The 18,065-nt window shown below is 38.6% G+C and carries 15 protein-coding genes; 7 read left to right on the forward strand and 8 right to left on the reverse strand.

The genetic code is table 11. The annotated features are described in order from the left end of the window. Positions 1 to 67 precede the first annotated feature (67 nt). The 6 genes from J663_RS03345 to J663_RS03370 all read left to right on the forward strand — a co-directional run bounded on the left by J663_RS03345 (position 68) and on the right by J663_RS03370 (position 5,299). The gene (locus J663_RS03345; RefSeq protein WP_033847776.1) at positions 68 to 619 is read left to right on the forward strand and encodes a gamma carbonic anhydrase family protein; all 552 of its coding nucleotides are present in this window, start codon (positions 68 to 70) and stop codon (positions 617 to 619) included. A 145-nt stretch (positions 620 to 764) separates the two neighbouring features. Then, entirely contained in the window at positions 765 to 1,253 is a 489-nt protein-coding gene (locus J663_RS03350; RefSeq protein ID WP_032007356.1) for an NUDIX hydrolase, read from the forward strand. 4 nt (positions 1,254 to 1,257) lie between these two features. After that, complete coding sequence (gene mnmA / locus J663_RS03355) at positions 1,258 to 2,391, forward strand: tRNA 2-thiouridine(34) synthase MnmA (protein ID WP_033847778.1); 1,134 nt, start codon at positions 1,258 to 1,260, stop codon at positions 2,389 to 2,391. 13 nt (positions 2,392 to 2,404) lie between these two features. Beyond that, complete coding sequence (gene hflD / locus J663_RS03360; RefSeq protein WP_033847781.1) at positions 2,405 to 3,136, forward strand: high frequency lysogenization protein HflD; 732 nt, start codon at positions 2,405 to 2,407, stop codon at positions 3,134 to 3,136. A 56-nt stretch (positions 3,137 to 3,192) separates the two neighbouring features. Further along, positions 3,193 to 4,581 carry an adenylosuccinate lyase gene (gene purB / locus J663_RS03365; RefSeq protein ID WP_002118712.1) on the forward strand — a complete coding sequence of 463 codons (1,389 nt, stop codon included), beginning with the start codon at positions 3,193 to 3,195 and terminating at the stop codon, positions 4,579 to 4,581. 79 nt (positions 4,582 to 4,660) lie between these two features. Continuing rightward, on the forward strand, positions 4,661 to 5,299 hold the full coding sequence (locus tag J663_RS03370) for a DUF2238 domain-containing protein (RefSeq protein ID WP_032035861.1): 639 nt from the start codon (positions 4,661 to 4,663) through the stop codon (positions 5,297 to 5,299). Between the two features lie 39 nt (positions 5,300 to 5,338). Here the strand turns inward: J663_RS03370 and blp2 are convergent, their stop codons facing one another. From blp2 to J663_RS03410, 8 genes are all read right to left on the reverse strand, one after another. Next, entirely contained in the window at positions 5,339 to 7,531 is a 2,193-nt protein-coding gene (gene blp2 / locus J663_RS03375; RefSeq protein ID WP_033847783.1) for an Ig-like repeat protein Blp2, read from the reverse strand. A gap of 254 nt (positions 7,532 to 7,785) precedes the next feature. Beyond that, positions 7,786 to 8,748, reverse strand: coding sequence for a protease SohB (sohB, locus tag J663_RS03380; RefSeq protein ID WP_005067965.1), 963 nt, complete (start codon positions 8,746 to 8,748; stop codon positions 7,786 to 7,788). A gap of 148 nt (positions 8,749 to 8,896) precedes the next feature. After that, positions 8,897 to 9,799: a phosphate ABC transporter ATP-binding protein PstB gene (gene pstB / locus J663_RS03385; protein ID WP_005067963.1), complete on the reverse strand. Its 903-nt coding sequence runs from the start codon at positions 9,797 to 9,799 to the stop codon at positions 8,897 to 8,899. A 13-nt stretch (positions 9,800 to 9,812) separates the two neighbouring features. Then, entirely contained in the window at positions 9,813 to 11,210 is a 1,398-nt protein-coding gene (pstA, locus tag J663_RS03390; protein ID WP_033847784.1) for a phosphate ABC transporter permease PstA, read from the reverse strand. Continuing rightward, the gene (gene pstC / locus J663_RS03395; RefSeq protein ID WP_002119004.1) at positions 11,207 to 12,586 is read right to left on the reverse strand and encodes a phosphate ABC transporter permease subunit PstC; all 1,380 of its coding nucleotides are present in this window, start codon (positions 12,584 to 12,586) and stop codon (positions 11,207 to 11,209) included. The genes pstA and pstC overlap by 4 nt, the downstream gene beginning before the upstream one ends. A gap of 100 nt (positions 12,587 to 12,686) precedes the next feature. Then, complete coding sequence (locus tag J663_RS03400) at positions 12,687 to 13,718, reverse strand: substrate-binding domain-containing protein (RefSeq protein WP_032037731.1); 1,032 nt, start codon at positions 13,716 to 13,718, stop codon at positions 12,687 to 12,689. 477 nt (positions 13,719 to 14,195) lie between these two features. Beyond that, positions 14,196 to 15,575, reverse strand: coding sequence for an amino acid permease (locus J663_RS03405; protein WP_032006975.1), 1,380 nt, complete (start codon positions 15,573 to 15,575; stop codon positions 14,196 to 14,198). A 141-nt stretch (positions 15,576 to 15,716) separates the two neighbouring features. After that, positions 15,717 to 17,438, reverse strand: a complete 1,722-nt coding sequence (locus J663_RS03410; protein WP_033847790.1) for an alpha-keto acid decarboxylase family protein — start codon at positions 17,436 to 17,438, stop codon at positions 15,717 to 15,719. Positions 17,439 to 17,572: 134 nt separating this feature from the next. Between J663_RS03410 and J663_RS03415 the strand changes: the two genes are divergently transcribed. Further along, complete coding sequence (locus J663_RS03415) at positions 17,573 to 18,058, forward strand: Lrp/AsnC family transcriptional regulator (protein ID WP_033847793.1); 486 nt, start codon at positions 17,573 to 17,575, stop codon at positions 18,056 to 18,058. Positions 18,059 to 18,065: the final 7 nt, after the last annotated feature.

An 18,065-nucleotide genomic window follows, 5' to 3' on the forward strand; every position in this document is an offset into this window, starting at 1 on the left:
CTCATGCTATTTAGCCTGAGTGCTTTTTTATTTTATAATTCGACTAAATTTTATTTTGATACTTCTTATGGCAAAGAACATTCGTCCTTATCTTGAACACCACCCTCAAGTAGATAAAACATGTTATATCGATGAAATGGCTGTTGTGGTTGGTGACGTTAGCTTAGCTGAAAATGTTTCTGTCTGGCCTTTTGCAGTCATCCGTGGTGACGTAAATAGTATTCAAATTGGCAAAAACAGTAACGTACAAGACCATTGTATGTTGCATGTAAGCCATAAAAATGATGCAAAACCGAATGGCTCACCTCTGATTATCGGTGAAGATGTAACGGTTGGACACCATGTGACTTTGCATGGCTGTACCATTGGCAACCGTGTTTTAGTAGGAATCAACACCGTTATTCTAGATGACGTAATTATTGAAGATGATGTGATGATTGGTGCAGGAAGTTTAGTTCCACCTCGCAAAGTCTTAAAAAGCGGTTATCTCTATGTGGGAAGCCCTGTACAACAAGTGCGCCCACTGACTGAAAAAGAACTGGCGTTTCTCCCTTATTCAGCAAGACATTATGTAAAAGTGCAAAATAATCATAAAGCTGCACAAGCAGATAAAGATTAATTATCCATCTTGTTTATGAGTATTAAAAATTCTGATTTTTAAACGATATGGTTTTTGCCGTATTGCTCATATCGTTTAGCAGATCACCGTAGCCAAAAACCCCTAAATTTCGTATTATACGTCTTTTAAATCATGGTGCTTTTTTATGGCCGCATGGACTCCTCATGTCACTGTTGCTACAGTCGTAGAAAAAGACGGACGCTATCTATTTGTTGAAGAGCATAGCGAAGGTTTTGTACACACAGTATTTAACCAACCTGCTGGTCATGTGGAATGTGGTGAGTCATTAACAGAAGCTGCCATTCGAGAAACACTTGAAGAAACAGGCCATCATGTTGAAATTGATGCCTTGCTTGGTATTTATACTTATACCCCGCCAATGTTTCCCGATCGCACTTATTACCGTTTCTGTTTTCTAGCGCATGTAACTCAGGTTGAAAGTGATCCTCAACTTGACACAGATATTGTGGCTGCTGTGTGGATGACACCCGATGAACTTAAAGAATCTGCCCGTGCTCGCAGTCCTCTTGTGCTAAAAGCAGTTGAAGATGCTATGAAAGGCCACCATTATCCTTTATCGCTTATTTATGAGCACCCCTTCTCTCCCTCATTAACTTCTCATTTGGATGCCTAGTCCTATGCAACAACGTGTCATCGTCGGTATGTCTGGTGGTGTAGACTCTTCTGTTTCTGCAGCACTTTTACTTCAACAGGGTTATCAAGTTGAAGGTCTTTTCATGAAGAACTGGGAGGAAGACGACGGCACGGAATACTGTACGGCAATGGAAGACTTAGCTGATGCCCAAGCAGTAGCTGATAAAATCGGTATTAAGTTGCATACAGCAAACTTTGCGATGGAATATTGGGATCGAGTGTTTGAACTTTTCCTAGCTGAATATGCTGCTGGTCGTACGCCAAATCCAGATATTTTATGTAATAAAGAAATTAAATTCCGCGCATTTTTAGATCATGCCATGACTTTAGGTGCAGACTTTATTGCGACTGGCCATTATGCACGCCGTGGTGAAACTGCATATAACTCTAAAGGCGAAGCATACGCACCATTATTACGTGGTGTAGATAACAATAAAGACCAAACCTATTTCTTGCATGCCGTTCATGGTAGAGAAATTAATAAAACCTTATTCCCAGTAGGTGAAATCGAAAAACCTGAAGTTCGCAGAATTGCTGAAGAACTTGATCTTGCTACAGCCAAGAAAAAGGACTCAACAGGAATCTGTTTTATTGGGGAACGTCGTTTTAATGACTTCCTTAAACAATATTTACCCGCTCAGCCTGGGAAAATTGTACTTGATACAGGTAAAGAAGTTGGTGAACATCACGGTCTGATGTACTATACGCTCGGTCAACGTGGCGGAATTGGTCTAGGTGGTTTGAAAGGTGCAGCAGAAGGTGCATGGTTCGTACTACATAAAGATCTGGCCAATAATCGCCTCGTTGTTGGTCAGGGACATGAACACCCACTCATGCAAAGTACTCAACTGTGGAGTGAGTCAATTGACTGGGTAGCTGGTGAACAGAATATTCCAGTTGAAGGATTACGCTGTACAGCTAAAACGCGTTATCGCCAACCTGATCAGGCATGTACAATTTTTATTGATGAAAACACTGAACAGGGTGTTCGCGTTGAGTTCGATGAACCTCAGCGTGCTGTTACACCGGGTCAAAGCGTTGTATTTTATTCAGATGAAGTTTGCTTAGGCGGGGGTGTCATTCACCATACAAATGCCCCTACACCAAATTTTATTTAAGGGAATGAATGGCATGGTGGAGTTACCATTTCAACAATCACAAGCCTTGAATGTTCGCCAAAACCGTGCCCTTGCCTTGGCTGGGGTATTTCAGGCCACTCAGCTCACCCATATGACAGCCATGACGGGTCAGCAAAGTATTGGTGAAAGTGGTAACTTCTATTTTGAACTATTAATCAAAGCAAGTTTAAATATTCGCCCTACAGCCAACAATGGTGTTCAAACCTTAGATTTTTTTAATCAATTAGCAGATATCTCTTTAGGGCTTAAAACACTCGAAAATTGTATTACTCAACCTTTTTCAAACATGCCTAAGTCTCGCCTTCCCAAAATGGGCACGGCCAAATTGCCAATGTCCTACGCGATGTCGCTCTTACAGCTAGAAAAAAAGGTTTATAGCAATCCTGAATATGTCGCAATCATTGAAAAAGCTCAGCAGAAAATTTTAAAACAGCTGTCTTTTTTTGATAATAACTACTTACACCCGAGCATTTTAGCTAATTTGGCGCAAACTTATGTTGATACGGCTGGCCAGATTAATCCACGCATTTTAGTTCGTGGTAATGCAGAAGCATTTAAAGATACCAACCATACTAACCGCATCCGTGCTTGTCTGTTTACTGGCTTGCAAATGGCCCCTTTATGGCGACAACTCGGCGGGAGTTCATGGGACATGATTTTTAGCAAACGTAAATTGCTACAGGATATTCAAGCACTTGCTCGTTTACAGTACCAAGTCGTTTAAGACTATGAACGAGATTTTTTTTAGTTTTATGTTTATTCCAACATTAAGGAATCGTTATGAACGCTTTAACCGCACTATCACCATTAGATGGACGTTATGCCAGCAAATGTGATGCGCTACGCCCTTTTCTTTCTGAGTTTGGTTTAATCCATGCTCGTGTCACTGTAGAAGTGCGTTGGTTACAAGCACTTTCTAACCGTCCGGAAATTGTTGAAGTTGCACCTTTTTCAAACGAAACAAATGCAGCTTTAGATGCAATTGTTAGCAACTTCTCTGAAGAAGATGCAAATCGTATTAAAGAAATTGAACGTACGACTAACCATGACGTTAAAGCAGTTGAGTATTTCTTAAAAGAGAAAATTGCCGGTATCGCTGAATTACAAAATGCGGGTGAATTCATTCACTTTGCATGTACTTCTGAAGACATCAACAACTTGTCTCACGCGCTTATGCTTAAAAATGGTCGTGAAGTTTTAGTATCAAGCATGAAGCAAATCCTTAATGCGATCTCTGCTTTGGCAACGACTCACGCTGAACAACCAATGTTGTCTCGTACACACGGTCAAACTGCTAGCCCAACAACTTTGGGTAAAGAAATGGCGAACGTGGCATACCGTTTAGCTCGTCAAATCAAACAATTTGAAAACGTTGAGTTACTTGGCAAAATCAATGGTGCTGTAGGTAACTACAATGCTCACCTTTCTGCTTATCCAGATGTTGATTGGGCTGCTCACGCACAAGCTTTTGTTGAATCTTTAGGTTTAACATTCAACCCTTATACAACTCAAATCGAACCACATGACTACATGGCAGAGTTGTTTGATGCGTTACGTCGTTTCAATACGATTTTAATCGACTTTAACCGCGACGTATGGGGTTACATCTCTTTAGGTTATTTCAAACAAAAATTGAAAGAAGGCGAAGTTGGTTCATCAACAATGCCACACAAAGTTAACCCAATTGACTTTGAAAACTCTGAAGGTAACTTAGGTATTGCAAATGCAGTATTGGCTCACTTAGGTGAAAAATTACCAATTTCTCGCTGGCAGCGTGACTTAACTGACTCAACTGTATTACGTAATATGGGTGTTGGTTTTGCACAAAGTTTAATTGCTTTCGATGCGTGCTTAAAAGGTGTTGGTAAACTTGAGTTAAATGCAAACCGTTTAAATGAAGATTTAGACCAAGCTCAAGAAGTTTTAGCTGAACCAATTCAAACTGTAATGCGTCGCTACAACATTGAAAAACCATACGAAAAATTAAAAGCATTAACTCGTGGTCAAGCAATGACGCGTGACATGATGGTTAATTTCGTAAATGGTGATGAGCTTTCTCAAGTACCAAGCGAAGAACGTGCGCGCTTAGCTGAACTTACGCCTGCAACTTACACAGGTAATGCAGCTGAACAAGCGAAACAAATTAACGATCTAATTAGCAAAATTTAATTAAAAAGTTTACAAAAAGCGGAGCTTAGGCTTCGCTTTTTTATTACACTCATATAAATCACAATAAAGACTTCATAAAATGATCGAAAAACAATTCAAACTTAAACACTATATTGCTCTTGGCTTGCTTTTGATTGCGATTGTTATTTCAGCTATTCAGCCTCTTGAATTTGAAGCCTATTTACTTCACCAAGCGGGCACTGTGTTTATGTTGATTTTGCTCTTTGTTATTTTTAAGAAGATTGGACTCGATTTTTTAAGTTTTACTTTCTATCTGCTGTTTTTGCTCATCCATATTGTTGGTGCACATTACCTGTATTCATACGTTCCATACAATGATTGGATACAACAAGCATTCAATTTTAACTTAGATCAATATATGGGTTGGTCCCGTAATATGTATGATCGTTTGGTTCATCTTGCCTATGGTATTTTTCTTTACCCTCTTACTTATCGCGTGTTTCAAGTATGGTTACCATCCGTAAAGCCATTCAGTCTTTTTTTGCTAGTGGTTCAATTTGTAATGGCATCAAGTGTTTTATATGAACTTATTGAATGGGCAATTGCTATTGGATTATCTCCCGAAGAAGCCGAAAATTATAATGGGCAACAAGGCGATATGTGGGATGCCCATAAAGATATGCTGTTAGCGACCATTGGTGCAATTTTCTATGGACTTCTTGCACTGATGCTTCCCTCCAAAACAAATAACTCATAAATAAAAAAGCGCTCAATGAGCGCTTTTTTTAAGATCACTTTAGACAACAGGATAGGTTTGTTCTAAAAAACTTTGTAAAACCGAAGAAGTCGTATCAGGTAAAACATGCTCAAGATTGGGAGTTATATTACTAGCGTTCGTAGCTATATCACTCTGATCATTTACCTGAGTAGGCTTTAATGCCGCTGAAGATAAAAGAGTTTCAATTGGGTCTGGTTCACTAGACGTAGAGCTTTTTAACAAATCATCTATTGGCACAGATTTCTGCTGCTGGCTATCCGTTTCATTTGTTGTGCTTTGTACTAACTTTAATGTATTTAACCCAACACTATCAGCAACAGATACACTTTCTGTATGAGCAGTATCAACAGCTACCTCACTTAAACTGGTAGTCTTTGGAGCGACCACATAAAACGTAAATGGCGAACTCACTTCGCCTGTAAGGCCTGCAGCATCTTTTTGCATTAGGGTAATCGTATGTTTACCAAGAGATAATTCTTTATCCAGTGTAAATGACCAAGTCGTACTCTTACCTAAATCACCTATTTCAATCATTGAAATTGCTACGCCATTATCGTAAATAGTCAAACTTGCATGTGATTCAACTTTAACCGTAAATTTGGGGGTTGTATCATCTGTTTCAGAATTAGGGAGAATTTGTTTTAAAGTAGTCCCATTATCATTTTCTAATTTATTAAAAACTGGTCTATCAGGAGGTGTTGTATCTTTGGTACCTGTTACCTCAAATGCTATAGAGCTATTACCTGTGCCATCTATTGCAATAACATTCGCAGTCTTATTATCAGTTAAAGCAGGAGAAATCGTAATTGTAAATTTTCCATTTGCATCTGCCGTTCCAGTACCAATGACCTTATCTTCTGAGTTTTTGATTTCTATTTTTGCATTAGCTTCAGCTGTACCAGTTACTGTTGTGCCATCAGCATTAATTTGAGCTGTAGGTTTATCCGGTGCAATAGTGTCATAGCCAGCTTTAATTTCTAAAGGTTTAGAGGTATTACCTGCTGCATCTTCAACAATGATTGTCGCCTTTTGTGAATCTTTTAATGCCGGAGAAAGCGTAATTTGGAATTCACCTTGAGCATTTGCGGTACTGATTCCGATTACTTTACCATCAGTATCTTTGACATAAACCTTTGTATTAGCTTCTGCCGTTCCTTCAATTACTGTTCCTTCTTTATTTACTTCCAGTAAAGGAACTTTTGGAGGGATCGTATCTTTGCCAGCAAAAATGAGCGTTGCTTCAGATTCATTTCCAGCTTCATCTATAACAACTACTTTACCACCCGCTTCACTCGTCAAAGGTGGAATAAATTTATAAGAAAACTTCCCTTCTTTACTTGCAGTTACAGTATCTATCAATTTGTCATTAGCATCATAGATTTTGACAGTAGCTCTAGATTCAGTCTTACCATCCAAGATGGAACCATCTTCACTTAACTGGGCTTCTGGTGCATCGGGAGCAATTGTGTCTTTACTGCCAGTCAAAACACCTGGTTTAGAAATATTACCAGCAGCATCCTCAGCCACAACTTTTAGTTTATTTCCATTTGCTAAAGGCGTATCAAGTTTAATAGTAAAATTTCCGCTTGCATCTGCAACACCCGTTGCGACCGTATTATCAGCAGCATCTTTAATATAAATTTTTGCATTCGCTTCGGATTTTCCTGTTACAGTAACAGTATCATCACCCACAGTAGCAGTCGGAGCAGCAGGAGCTACGTTATCTATAGGTGAGTCATCTTTGTCATCGTTATCAAAAACCCAAAGATATAAACCTTCAGCAGCTAAAACCGCTAAACCTGCTTTTAGCACGTTACCCATCGAAAAAGTTGGGGAATCATCAACCGCCATTGTTGAGGCTGGTTGGCTCGTGCTGGTATAGGCTAAATCTGTGACATGGTTTAAACCTGTATAGTCGATCACCTTACCCTGGGCGTCAAATTGTGCTTCAACAAATTTTCCATGTTCAGTCGGAAGAACAAGTGAATGTTCTGTTGTATTCGTTGCTTCATTAAAGAAATTTTCTAAAACAATAGTCTCTCCATTTTTTAAATGGACGACTAGATTTCCACCTTGTTTTTCCACCGATGCTATATCTTTTTGACTTACGCCAATTTGAATAATAGAAGGTTTACTTAACACGACCTTATTGAGCTGACCATCTTGCAGAACGTCCAAACCCTCTTTGGATGCTACAATTATTCTTGTCATTATTTCCTGTCCTAAATTTCAGTTATATTTTTAAATGTCTAACTTTTTAAATATTTCATTTAAAAGCTATTTTATTGCTGTTTAAAATATCAAAACCATGTGTTTATCACAATTCAAAAATTATATTTATCAACATTTATTTTTTACTTTCCATTAAAAATCTAAACCTATTTAATAAGACAAATTTGAATATTAACTTTATAAAAAAACCAGCATTTAAGCTGGTCTTTTTATAACATTTGAATTATATAAACTTATAGTTTTGGATCACGTACCTGTACAAGCGTCGTGTTCGCTTTTGCAAGGCTTTCCATGACTTTGCCGATTACAGTAGGAATCAAACTATCGGCCATTTGCGCTGCTTGTAAACCCAGCTTTTCACCTAAAGTCGCTTTCTTACGTGTATTAATGACATACACATCATGTTGTGGCAATAAAGCTAATAAATACTCATCAGATGTTTGTAATTTATCAACAAGGTTCAGATCTAGCGCATCTTCACCATACCAATGTTCACCTGTCGCCACCTTATCAACATTAAGCTGTGGGCGATATTTTTCTACAAAGTGCTTAAATAACACATGAGTTTGTTGCAACTCTTCTTCGAACTTCGCTTTACCTTCAGGCGTATTTTCACCAAACATGGTGACTGTACGCTTATACTGCCCTGCTGTGTAAAGCTCAAAATCCACATTGTGTTCTTTTAAAAGACGATTAAAGTTTGGAACTTGAGCAACCACGCCAATTGAACCCACAATAGCAAACGGCGCTGCAATAATTTCATTTGCAATACATGCCATCATATAGCCACCACTTGCAGCGACTTTATCCACACAAATCGTTAAATGAAAACCTGCATCGCGTAAACGCACCAACTGAGCTGCTGCTAGACCATAACCATGGACCATACCACCTGGGCTTTCCAGACGAACTACAATACGATCACGTCCTGCTTTAGCAGTTGCTAAAATCAGGGTAATTTCTTCACGCAAGTTTTCAACTGCCGAAGCTTGAATATCACCTTTGAAATCTAAAACAAAAATCTTCTGATTATTTTTACGGCGAATTTTAGCTTCTTTAGCAAGTTGTTGAGCTAGTTGTAAAAGTTCTAAACGGCTTGCCGTAGTTTGCGCAATTTTTTTTCTCTGTTCATTGACACGTGCATTTAAATGGCTGACACGTATTTCCGCAGGGAGTTTAGGCAAATGGAATAACATAAAATTCTAAGCTCATAAGTTTATCTTTATAGCCTTAAGATGTGGTCCTTTTGATTAAAATTCAATAGCGATTTTGCAAAATAGAGTCATTTTCATTTATAAAATAAAAAAAAGAGCACGTGGCTCTTTTTCTTTTATTGTTTACTAATCAACCGAAGCGACCAGTAATATACGCTTCCGTTAACTGATGGTCAGGTTGAGTAAAGACTTTTTCAGTTGAGTTGACTTCAATTAAATCACCTAAATGGAAATAAGCAGTACGATCAGAAACACGTGCCGCTTGTTGCATTGAGTGAGTCACAATCACAATTGTGTATTGATTCGACAATTCAGAAATAAGTTCTTCTACTTTTGCTGTTGCAATTGGATCGAGTGCAGAACACGGCTCATCCATTAAAATCACTTCAGGACTAACAGCAATGGTACGTGCAATACATAAACGTTGTTGCTGACCACCTGATAAACCTGTACCTGGCTGGTTCAAACGGTCTTTAACCTCATCCCACAAACCAGCTTTACGTAAGCTATTTTCAACAATTTCTTCAAGGTCATATTTATCACGCGCTAAACCGTGAAGTTTAGGCCCATAAGCCACGTTGTCAAAAATAGATTTAGGGAATGGGTTTGGCTTTTGGAACACCATACCAACCTGAGCACGCAATAATACAACGTCTAGATTTGGGTCATAAATATTGTGGTTATCGAGGGTAATTTTACCTGTTACGCGGCAACCATCAATCGTATCATTCATACGGTTTAACGTACGAAGAAACGTTGATTTACCACAACCTGAAGGACCAATAAATGCGATCACTTCATTTTGGTAAATATCTAGGTCAATACCTTTGATAGCTTCAAAATCACCATAGTAAACATGGGCATCTTGTGCACTAATTTTGATTTCGTTTGAGTTCTGCTTTTTTGAAGTATGTGGTTCAAAATGCGAAACATACGAAGTGCCATGATTCAGCGATTTATCTGTAAATTGAGATTGTTCAGTATTCACTAACTTATCCTTTTCTAAGGAATTCGTAATATCAATAGTATTCATGATTTATCCTCTATTACCAACGCACTTCGAACTTTTTACGTAACCAAATTGCAAGACTGTTTAAACCAATCATTAATGCAAGTAGTACGATAATCGCAGCAGCAGTACGGCCTTCGAAGAAGTTACGCAACTCATTACCCTGCCATAAATAAACCTGTACAGGTAAAGCAGTTGCTTGATCAAATGGAGTTGCTGGAATACTTGCAACGAATGCACTCATTCCAATTAAAAGTAAAGGTGCGGTTTCACCAAGCGCATGTGCAACACCAATAATTGCACCTGTCATAATGCCTGGTAATGCCAACGGTAAAACGTGATGGAAAATCGTTTGGAACTTAGAAGCCCCCAAACCAAGTGCCGCTTGTCGAATAGAAGGTGGCACTGCTTTTAATGAAGCACGCGTGGTAATAATCACTGTTGGCAGTGTCATTAAGCTTAAAACCAAACCACCCACCAACGGAGCTGATAAAGGCAAATGCATCCAGCCAATGAAAATCGCAGCACCAAGTAGACCAAATACAATTGAAGGAACAGCAGCAAGGTTATTGATGTTAACTTCAATAATATCCGTAAGAACATTTTTTGGAGCAAACTCTTCGAGATAAATTGCGCTGGCAACACCGATTGGAATCGCAATGATGATCACGATGAGCATCATGAATAATGAACCCATGAATGCACCTGCAAGACCACTAATTGCTGGTGAACTACGTGAGTCAGGGTTCTTAAATAAGTTCAAGTTAAAAGTACTTTCAAGAACGCCTTTTGCTTTTAAGTCATCGGCAAGCTTACGCACTTCTGGATCGAGTTGTTGCTGATCATCTGGTAATGAACGATCAATATTACCTTTTAACCAAACATCGACGTTCGCATCACCTAAGAAGGTAATATTTTCTTTTTTACCAATGAGTGATGGATCTGCAAAAACCATATCGCGTAGGCGATAAGCTTCCGAGCTTGCATATAAGCTGCTTAGGTAGTCACGTTGTGATGCAAGTGCAGGATCTTTAGCAATCATTCCATTTACAATGATGCCATCCCAATCGACCATACCCATTTTAGTTTGCCAATCAACATAACGTTCTTGGTAATGTGCAGGTGTTTCACCTTGAGTACGTACGGGTACTGGGCCTGCATCAATCACTTTAGGGTCAAAGTAAATTGGAACACTCATACTGGTTTGCCAAAAAGCAGGTAAACCTTTTGCCAAGATACTACCGAACAAGAGAGCAACGAATGCAAGACCAATAATGACTGCCGAGAAACCCGCAAAACGGAAAGCTTTTTCTTTGCGATGGCGTTTAGCCAAAGATTTTTCAATAACCTGTTTACGTCGTTCACGTGTTTCGGCAGCAGTTTTCGGATCAAATACGTTCTGATCCATAGGAGACGATGTATTTGATGTACTCATTCGTATTGCTCACGGTATTTACGCACAATGTACAGTGCTACAATATTTAATCCCAAGGTAATAACAAATAGTGTTAAACCTAGCGCGAATGCAACCAATGCTTGTGGACTTGAGAAGTCTGTATCTCCAGTCAACTGTTTTACAATAGTTACTGTCACTGTCGAAACAGCTTCAAATGGATTTGCGTGTAAAAGTGGACTATTCCCTGCTGCTAAAACCACAATCATAGTTTCCCCAACAGCGCGAGAGACTGCCAATAGGAAAGCACCTGTAATACCAGGTAAAGCTGCCGGTAATACAACTTGACGGATTGTTTCAGACTTAGTCGCACCAAGTCCTAAAGAACCGTCACGTAGTGCACGCGGGACTTGAGTAATAATGTCATCTGACAAAGATGAAACAAACGGGATAATCATAATTCCCATTACAAAACCAGCAGTTAAAGCACTCGTCGCATTGATCTCTAAACCAACATATGCACCCGCTGCTTTAAAGAATGGTCCAATAATCATCATGGCAAATACACCATAAACAATTGTTGGAATACCAGCTAAGACTTCAATTGTTGGTTTTGCCCATGAGCGGAACCATGGTGAAGCATATTCAGCTAAATAAATTGCGATCATTAATCCAACTGGTACAGCAACGAGTAGAGCGATACCACTGACCATGAGCGTACCCCATAGCAATGGTAATAAACCATAACTGCCTTCAGCATTACCAGAAGTACTAAAGCCCGGATTCCATTCTGTACCAAAGAAAAAGTCCATTGGACTGACAAAACGGAAGAAGTGCATTGCTTCGCCAAACATCGACATTACGATACCGATGGTTGTCAAAATCGCAACACCAGAACATAAAATCAAACCAACATTAATGGCACGTTCAACTTGGTTACGAGCACGATATTGTTGGCTGATTTTTTTCTTTGCCCAAACCAACCCCAATAAAGCAGCACAAATTACAACAGCAAATTTGGCAAAAGAGCCAATGGTTTGAAATTTTGCAAACTGTTGAGCAGCAGCTAATTCGTAGGCTGCCGGTTTATCGCTCACCCCAAAACCTGAAGCAATTGATTGAACACGATCAACCAATACACTTCTACCCGCTTCATCAAGAGAAGCACTTACAGACGCCGGAATATTATTAAAAATAATATGATTTAAAATACTTGGTTCAACCAAGTTCCAAATGATCAAAATTAAAAAAGCAGGGATACCGCACCAAAGACCAACCAGTGCGCCATAATAACCAGGACGAGAATGTAACGTCGCCGAGTTGCTTCCCTTACCTGCTATGTTACGGCTCTTTCTCAGCCCAAGTTGATATGCAATTGCCACAAGGGCTAACAACACACCGATAAGTAGCAGATTCATGTATTCTCCACTGTTTTCTCAATTGTCATAATTTGGGAAAAACGTGTTAGACAAAAAGGCTGATGATCGCTTGAGATCACCAGCCCCTATTCAAACCAACTTATTTAACAGTTTTACCTGCTTTAAAGTCAGCTAAAACTTTAGCGCGTTCTGCATCAGACATCGCGATTAAACCATCACGCTCAGCTTTAGAACCTTTACCAGTCGCTTTTTTGCTTAGGAAGTATTCTACGTATTGTGGTAAACCTTTAACTGATTTTAAGTGCTCGCCTTTTACATAGAAGTATAGTGGACGAGATACAGGGTATGTTCCATTCAATACTGTCTTCTCAGATGGAACAACGTTGTTTACTGTTGCTACACGTAACTTGTCACGGTTCATGTCATAGAAACTTAAACCAAACACGCCTACAGCACTTGGAGAAGTTTTTAAGCGCGCTAATGTTTCTGTATAGTCGCCAGCGATTTCAATTACACGGCCATCTTTACGGAAAGTAGAACATGCTTTCTTCTGAGCATCTTTATCTAAGCTCTTGAAGTATTCATATGCTTCACAACCAGCTTCAACCATTTTCTCTTGGAAAACTTCACGAGTACCGTGGTTAGATGCAGGGATTACAAGCGTAATCGGTTCATTTGGAAGTGTTTTATCAATTTGATTCCAGTTTGTATATGGGTTTGGAACCAATTTACCTTTTGAAGGCAACTGTGCAGCTAAAGCAGCAAACACATGGTAAGGTTTTAATTTATAAGCTGCTTTGTGTGAGTTAGACGCGAATACAATACCGTCATAACCAATTTTGATTTCTTGAATTTGTTTTACACCAGCTTTGTTACAAGCTTCGATTTCAGTGCTTTTAATTTTACGAGAAGCGTTAGCAACGTCGATCGTGTTATCGCCAACACCTTGACAGAATTGTTTCAAACCAGCAGAAGAACCGCCAGAACCAACTACAGGAGTTTTAAATTGAGGGAAAGTATTACCAAACTCTTCAGCTACAACGCTGGCAAATGGTAATACAGTTGAAGAACCAGCAATTTGAATCGTATCACGAGCTGCATTTGCAGTCGTTGTTACAGCTGCCCCAGTTACTGCTAACGCAATTGCGATTTGACGTGGATTTAAGCGCATTCTGTTCTCTCTCATTAATGCAATAGGTTGTACGTCACTTTTTGTTGAGTGCTTGTACGCTCTTCGATAGCTGCATTGTGAATAGAAAATATGACAATTAAGTTACAGTATGATGACGCTTTAATGATTTCGATATTGTTAACTGTCACATTAATATTTTTTATGTACTATCAATTAGTTATTTTAAATATAGAGATTATTTTATCCTCTCTATCAATCTATATTATGACATTATCTAAAAATATTAAATTTTTATTTTTTATAAAATATAAAAACAAAAGGTATTATAAATATATTAAAAAACGGTAATTTAGTGATTTATTAATTTTATTATTTAAATATTTTCTGTCATTAAAATTATTATTAAAAATTTCTAGAAAAAAACAATTTCTTTGTAACATGAAAATAATATGACAAGAGATAAAGGGTTACCAACCTTAAGGCTGATAACCGCAATATCATTGTCAATTTAGACGATCAATTCGATTGTACTTCTGGCAGAACAACCATTTTTTTACGATATTTTAAGAAGTACATCACAGCTAAAACAGCAAGCCAGATTGGTCCTAAAATAACTGCCAATCTCATATCTGGAGTCATCGCCATAATAATAAGAATAAAGCATACAAAGCTAATGGTTAAATAATTACTCCAAGGACTCATAATGCTTTGGAACTTAGTTTGGCGACGTTGCAATTTCATTGCTTTGGTAAATTTCAAATGTGTGACTGAAATCATAAGCCAGTTAATAACAAGTGCAGCTACAACCAACATCATAAAGAGCTGAAATGCTTGGCCAGGAATCAGATAATTCACGACCACACATATTGCTGTGATAGATGCAGAAACAACTGCTGCTGGAACTGGAATACCGCGACTGTTTACTTTTTTCAAAATTGCAGGAGCATTACCCTGCTCTGCCAAACCATGCAACATACGACTATTACAATAGATACAGCTGTTATAAACTGAAATAGCAGCAATCAAGACCACAAAGTTCAGAACGTTCGCAACACCGTTACTATTGAGTGACTGGAAAATCATAACAAATGGACTGCCGCCTTCTGCCACCATGTTCCATGGATAAAGACATAAAAGAATACCGATTGCACCGATATAAAAAATTAAAATACGGTACACAATCTGATTTACTGCTTTAGGAATAGTCGTTTCAGGTTTCTTCGTTTCAGCTGCAGCAATACCAATTAATTCCAAGCCGCCAAATGCAAACATAATGACAGCTAAAGCCATGACAAAACCGTGAATCCCGTGCGGGAAGAAACCACCGTGTTGCCATAAATTTGCAACACCCGCTTGCGGACCTGCTGAGCCTGAAAGTAAAAGATAAGCACCGAAACCAATCATGCTTAAAATGGCAACAATTTTAATGCAGGAAAATAAGAACTCGGATTCCCCAAAAAAGCGGACATTTACCAAGTTAATGCCGTTAATTAAAATAAAGAAAAATAAAGCAGTCAGCCATGTCGGAATTTCAGGCCACCAAAACTGTATAAATGTCCCAATCGCACTCAATTCAGCCATACTGACGAGTACATATAATCCCCAATAGTTCCAGCCAGACATAAAACCCGCCATTTTGCCCCAGTATTTGTTCGCAAAATAACTAAAAGAACCACTGACCGGCTCTTCAACAACCATTTCACCTAAATGGCGCATAATTAAAAAGGCAATAATTCCTGCAATTGCATATCCTAATAAAATTGAAGGACCAGCCAATTTAATTGTTTGTGAAAGACCTAAGAATAATCCTGTACCAATCGCCCCTCCGAGTGCGATGAGTTGAATATGCCGATTGGATAAGCCTTGTTTTAACTCGTGCTTATTGTTTGCATCCATAACATTATCTCCAATGTTGGTGTCACTTCCTGTACACCTTTATTCAGCACCACATCCGAAGATCAGGAACCGATCTTCGGATGTGAGTTTGCTGTAATGTGAGTCCATTTAATTTTTGAGAAGACTTGTCCTATCTTCTATTTAAAAAGAGATTGCATCCTTACATTTAATCGGTTGGGAACGCTCCTTTAAAATTTCGTAACCGCGATCACCGTAGTCAAAACGAGCAATCACAGAAGCAAATTTTTTCAAACTTACCGGCGCATCCATTGCTGGTAGTTTTAATTCAATGAAAGTTAACTGATCATTTTGCTGAACGTTGTCTAAAACACTCTTAAGCTGTCCAGCGGTTTCAACAACATAAGTTGTATGGCCTTTTTTACCGTTAAATACCGCAGGAATTTCAGTGTATTTCCAGTTTTGCACGTCGTTATAGGCCGCGTTTTCACCCATAATTAAGCGCTCAATGGTATAGCCGCCATTGTTCAGCAAGAAAATAATTGGTTTTAAACCATGACGGATAATTGTAGAAAGCTCTTGTACCGTAAGCTGGAAAGAACCATCGCCAATAAATAAAATTTGACGGCGTTCAGGAGCTGCCAGCAAGCTACCAAGTAAAGCTGGCAAGGTATAACCAATAGAGCCCCAAAGCGGCTGAGCAATATATTTAGCTGTAGCAGGAAGTTTGATACCTGACAAAGCAGAGTTTGATGTTCCTACCTCACCAATAATCACATCATCTTCTTTTAAGAACCCTGAAATGTAGTTCCAAAGCACATCTTGGCTAAGCTTTTGTTGAGCTGGAGCTTCAATTACTTTCTGAGGTTGTTTTTCAAGAAGAGGTGTTGTTGATTTACGTGGCGCAACTTTTTTATTTAGCTCGACAAGCAATTGTCCAATTTCAATACCTGGAAAATCCTGACCAAAAATATTTAAGCCATAAGATTTAATTTCGATGTAGTTTTTGGTCTCAATTTGATGAGTAAATACAGCTGAGCCTACATCGGTAAAGCGTGCACCAACACCAATTAAACAGTCGGATTGTTCAATGATATTTTTCACATGAGGCTGGCTTGCCCCACCCACATAAGTTCCAATGTAACGAGGTGAGCCTTCATCCATAATATTTTTTGCAGTATTCATGCCTGCAAATGGAATTGAGCATTTTTGAGACAAATCATTTAAAAGTGAAGTTACACCAAAAACTGAAGCTTCATTATCAATAAGAAGTGCAGGACTTTGAGCATTCTCAATAATGTCACAGAGTTTGCTTACCACACTCTGCAATAATTCAGGTTCAACAGCTGGGTAGCTTAAGTCAAGCGGGCGCTCAGATACTTCAATTTTAACGTGAGTAATATCGCCTGGTAGTTGAATGTGTACAGGACGGCGTTCAAGGAAACACTGGCGTAATACACGGTCAATTTCAAAAGCTGCATTTGCTGGAGTTAAACGTGTTTGGGCAACTGTGAACTCTTTCATACAGTTCATAATATTGTCGTAGTTACCATCGACAAGCGTGTGGTGTATTAGTGTGCCCTTTTGAACCGCATGTAAAGGCGGAATACCTGAGATATGAATAAGAGGTACATTTTCTGCATAGGCACCTGCAATACCATTAATCGCACTTAAGTCACCTACACCATAAGTGGTTGCCAAGGCAGAAAAACCGTTAATTCGTGCATAACCGTCTGCTGCATAGGCAGCATTTAATTCATTACAATTTCCAATAAATTCGAGTTGTGGGTCTGCTTCAACTTGTTCTAGATATGAGAGGTTAAAATCACCAGGTACTCCAAAAAGATGTTGGATACCCATTTGTTTTAAACGAAGATTTAAAAATTCACCGATTTCTATGAACATTGCTCTATATCCTTTGAGACCAATTTTTATTCCATAGAAAAATAATATTTCATCTATCTTTTAGATTTCGTGCATAATGAAAACGCATTTTAATAAAAATACATGATTTGTGTATCATAAAAGGATTTTATGCAATGGATAAGTTCGACTGGCAAATCATTCAGGCACTACAAAAGAATGGACGGCTCACTAATCAGGAAATAGGAGATTTAATCGGTTTATCTGCTTCGCAATGTTCAAGAAGAAGGCAGCTACTTGAGCAAAAAGGTATTATTCTAGGCTACACGGCACGCATCCAGCAGCAGGCGCTAGGACTCGAAGTTACAGCGATGATACATATTAATCTAAGAACACACGAGGCAAAATCACAACAAGCTTTTCAAGAACTCATCGAAGCTGAAGACAACATTCAGGATGCATTTTCAATTAGTGGCGATGCGGATTTTATTTTAAAAGTCGTTGCTGAAAATTTAGAACAGCTTTCTCAATTTGTGACTGAAAGATTGCTTTCTTATAATTTTATTGGGCATATAAAGTCTTACATCGTTCTTAAAAAAATTAAAGAACAGAATCATTTTTTAATCAAATCTAAAAGCATGAGCTATCATCACTCCCAATAAACAGCTC

The sequence above is a fragment of the Acinetobacter sp. 826659 genome (genome assembly GCF_000588515.1).
Lineage (GTDB): Bacteria > Pseudomonadota > Gammaproteobacteria > Pseudomonadales > Moraxellaceae > Acinetobacter > Acinetobacter pittii.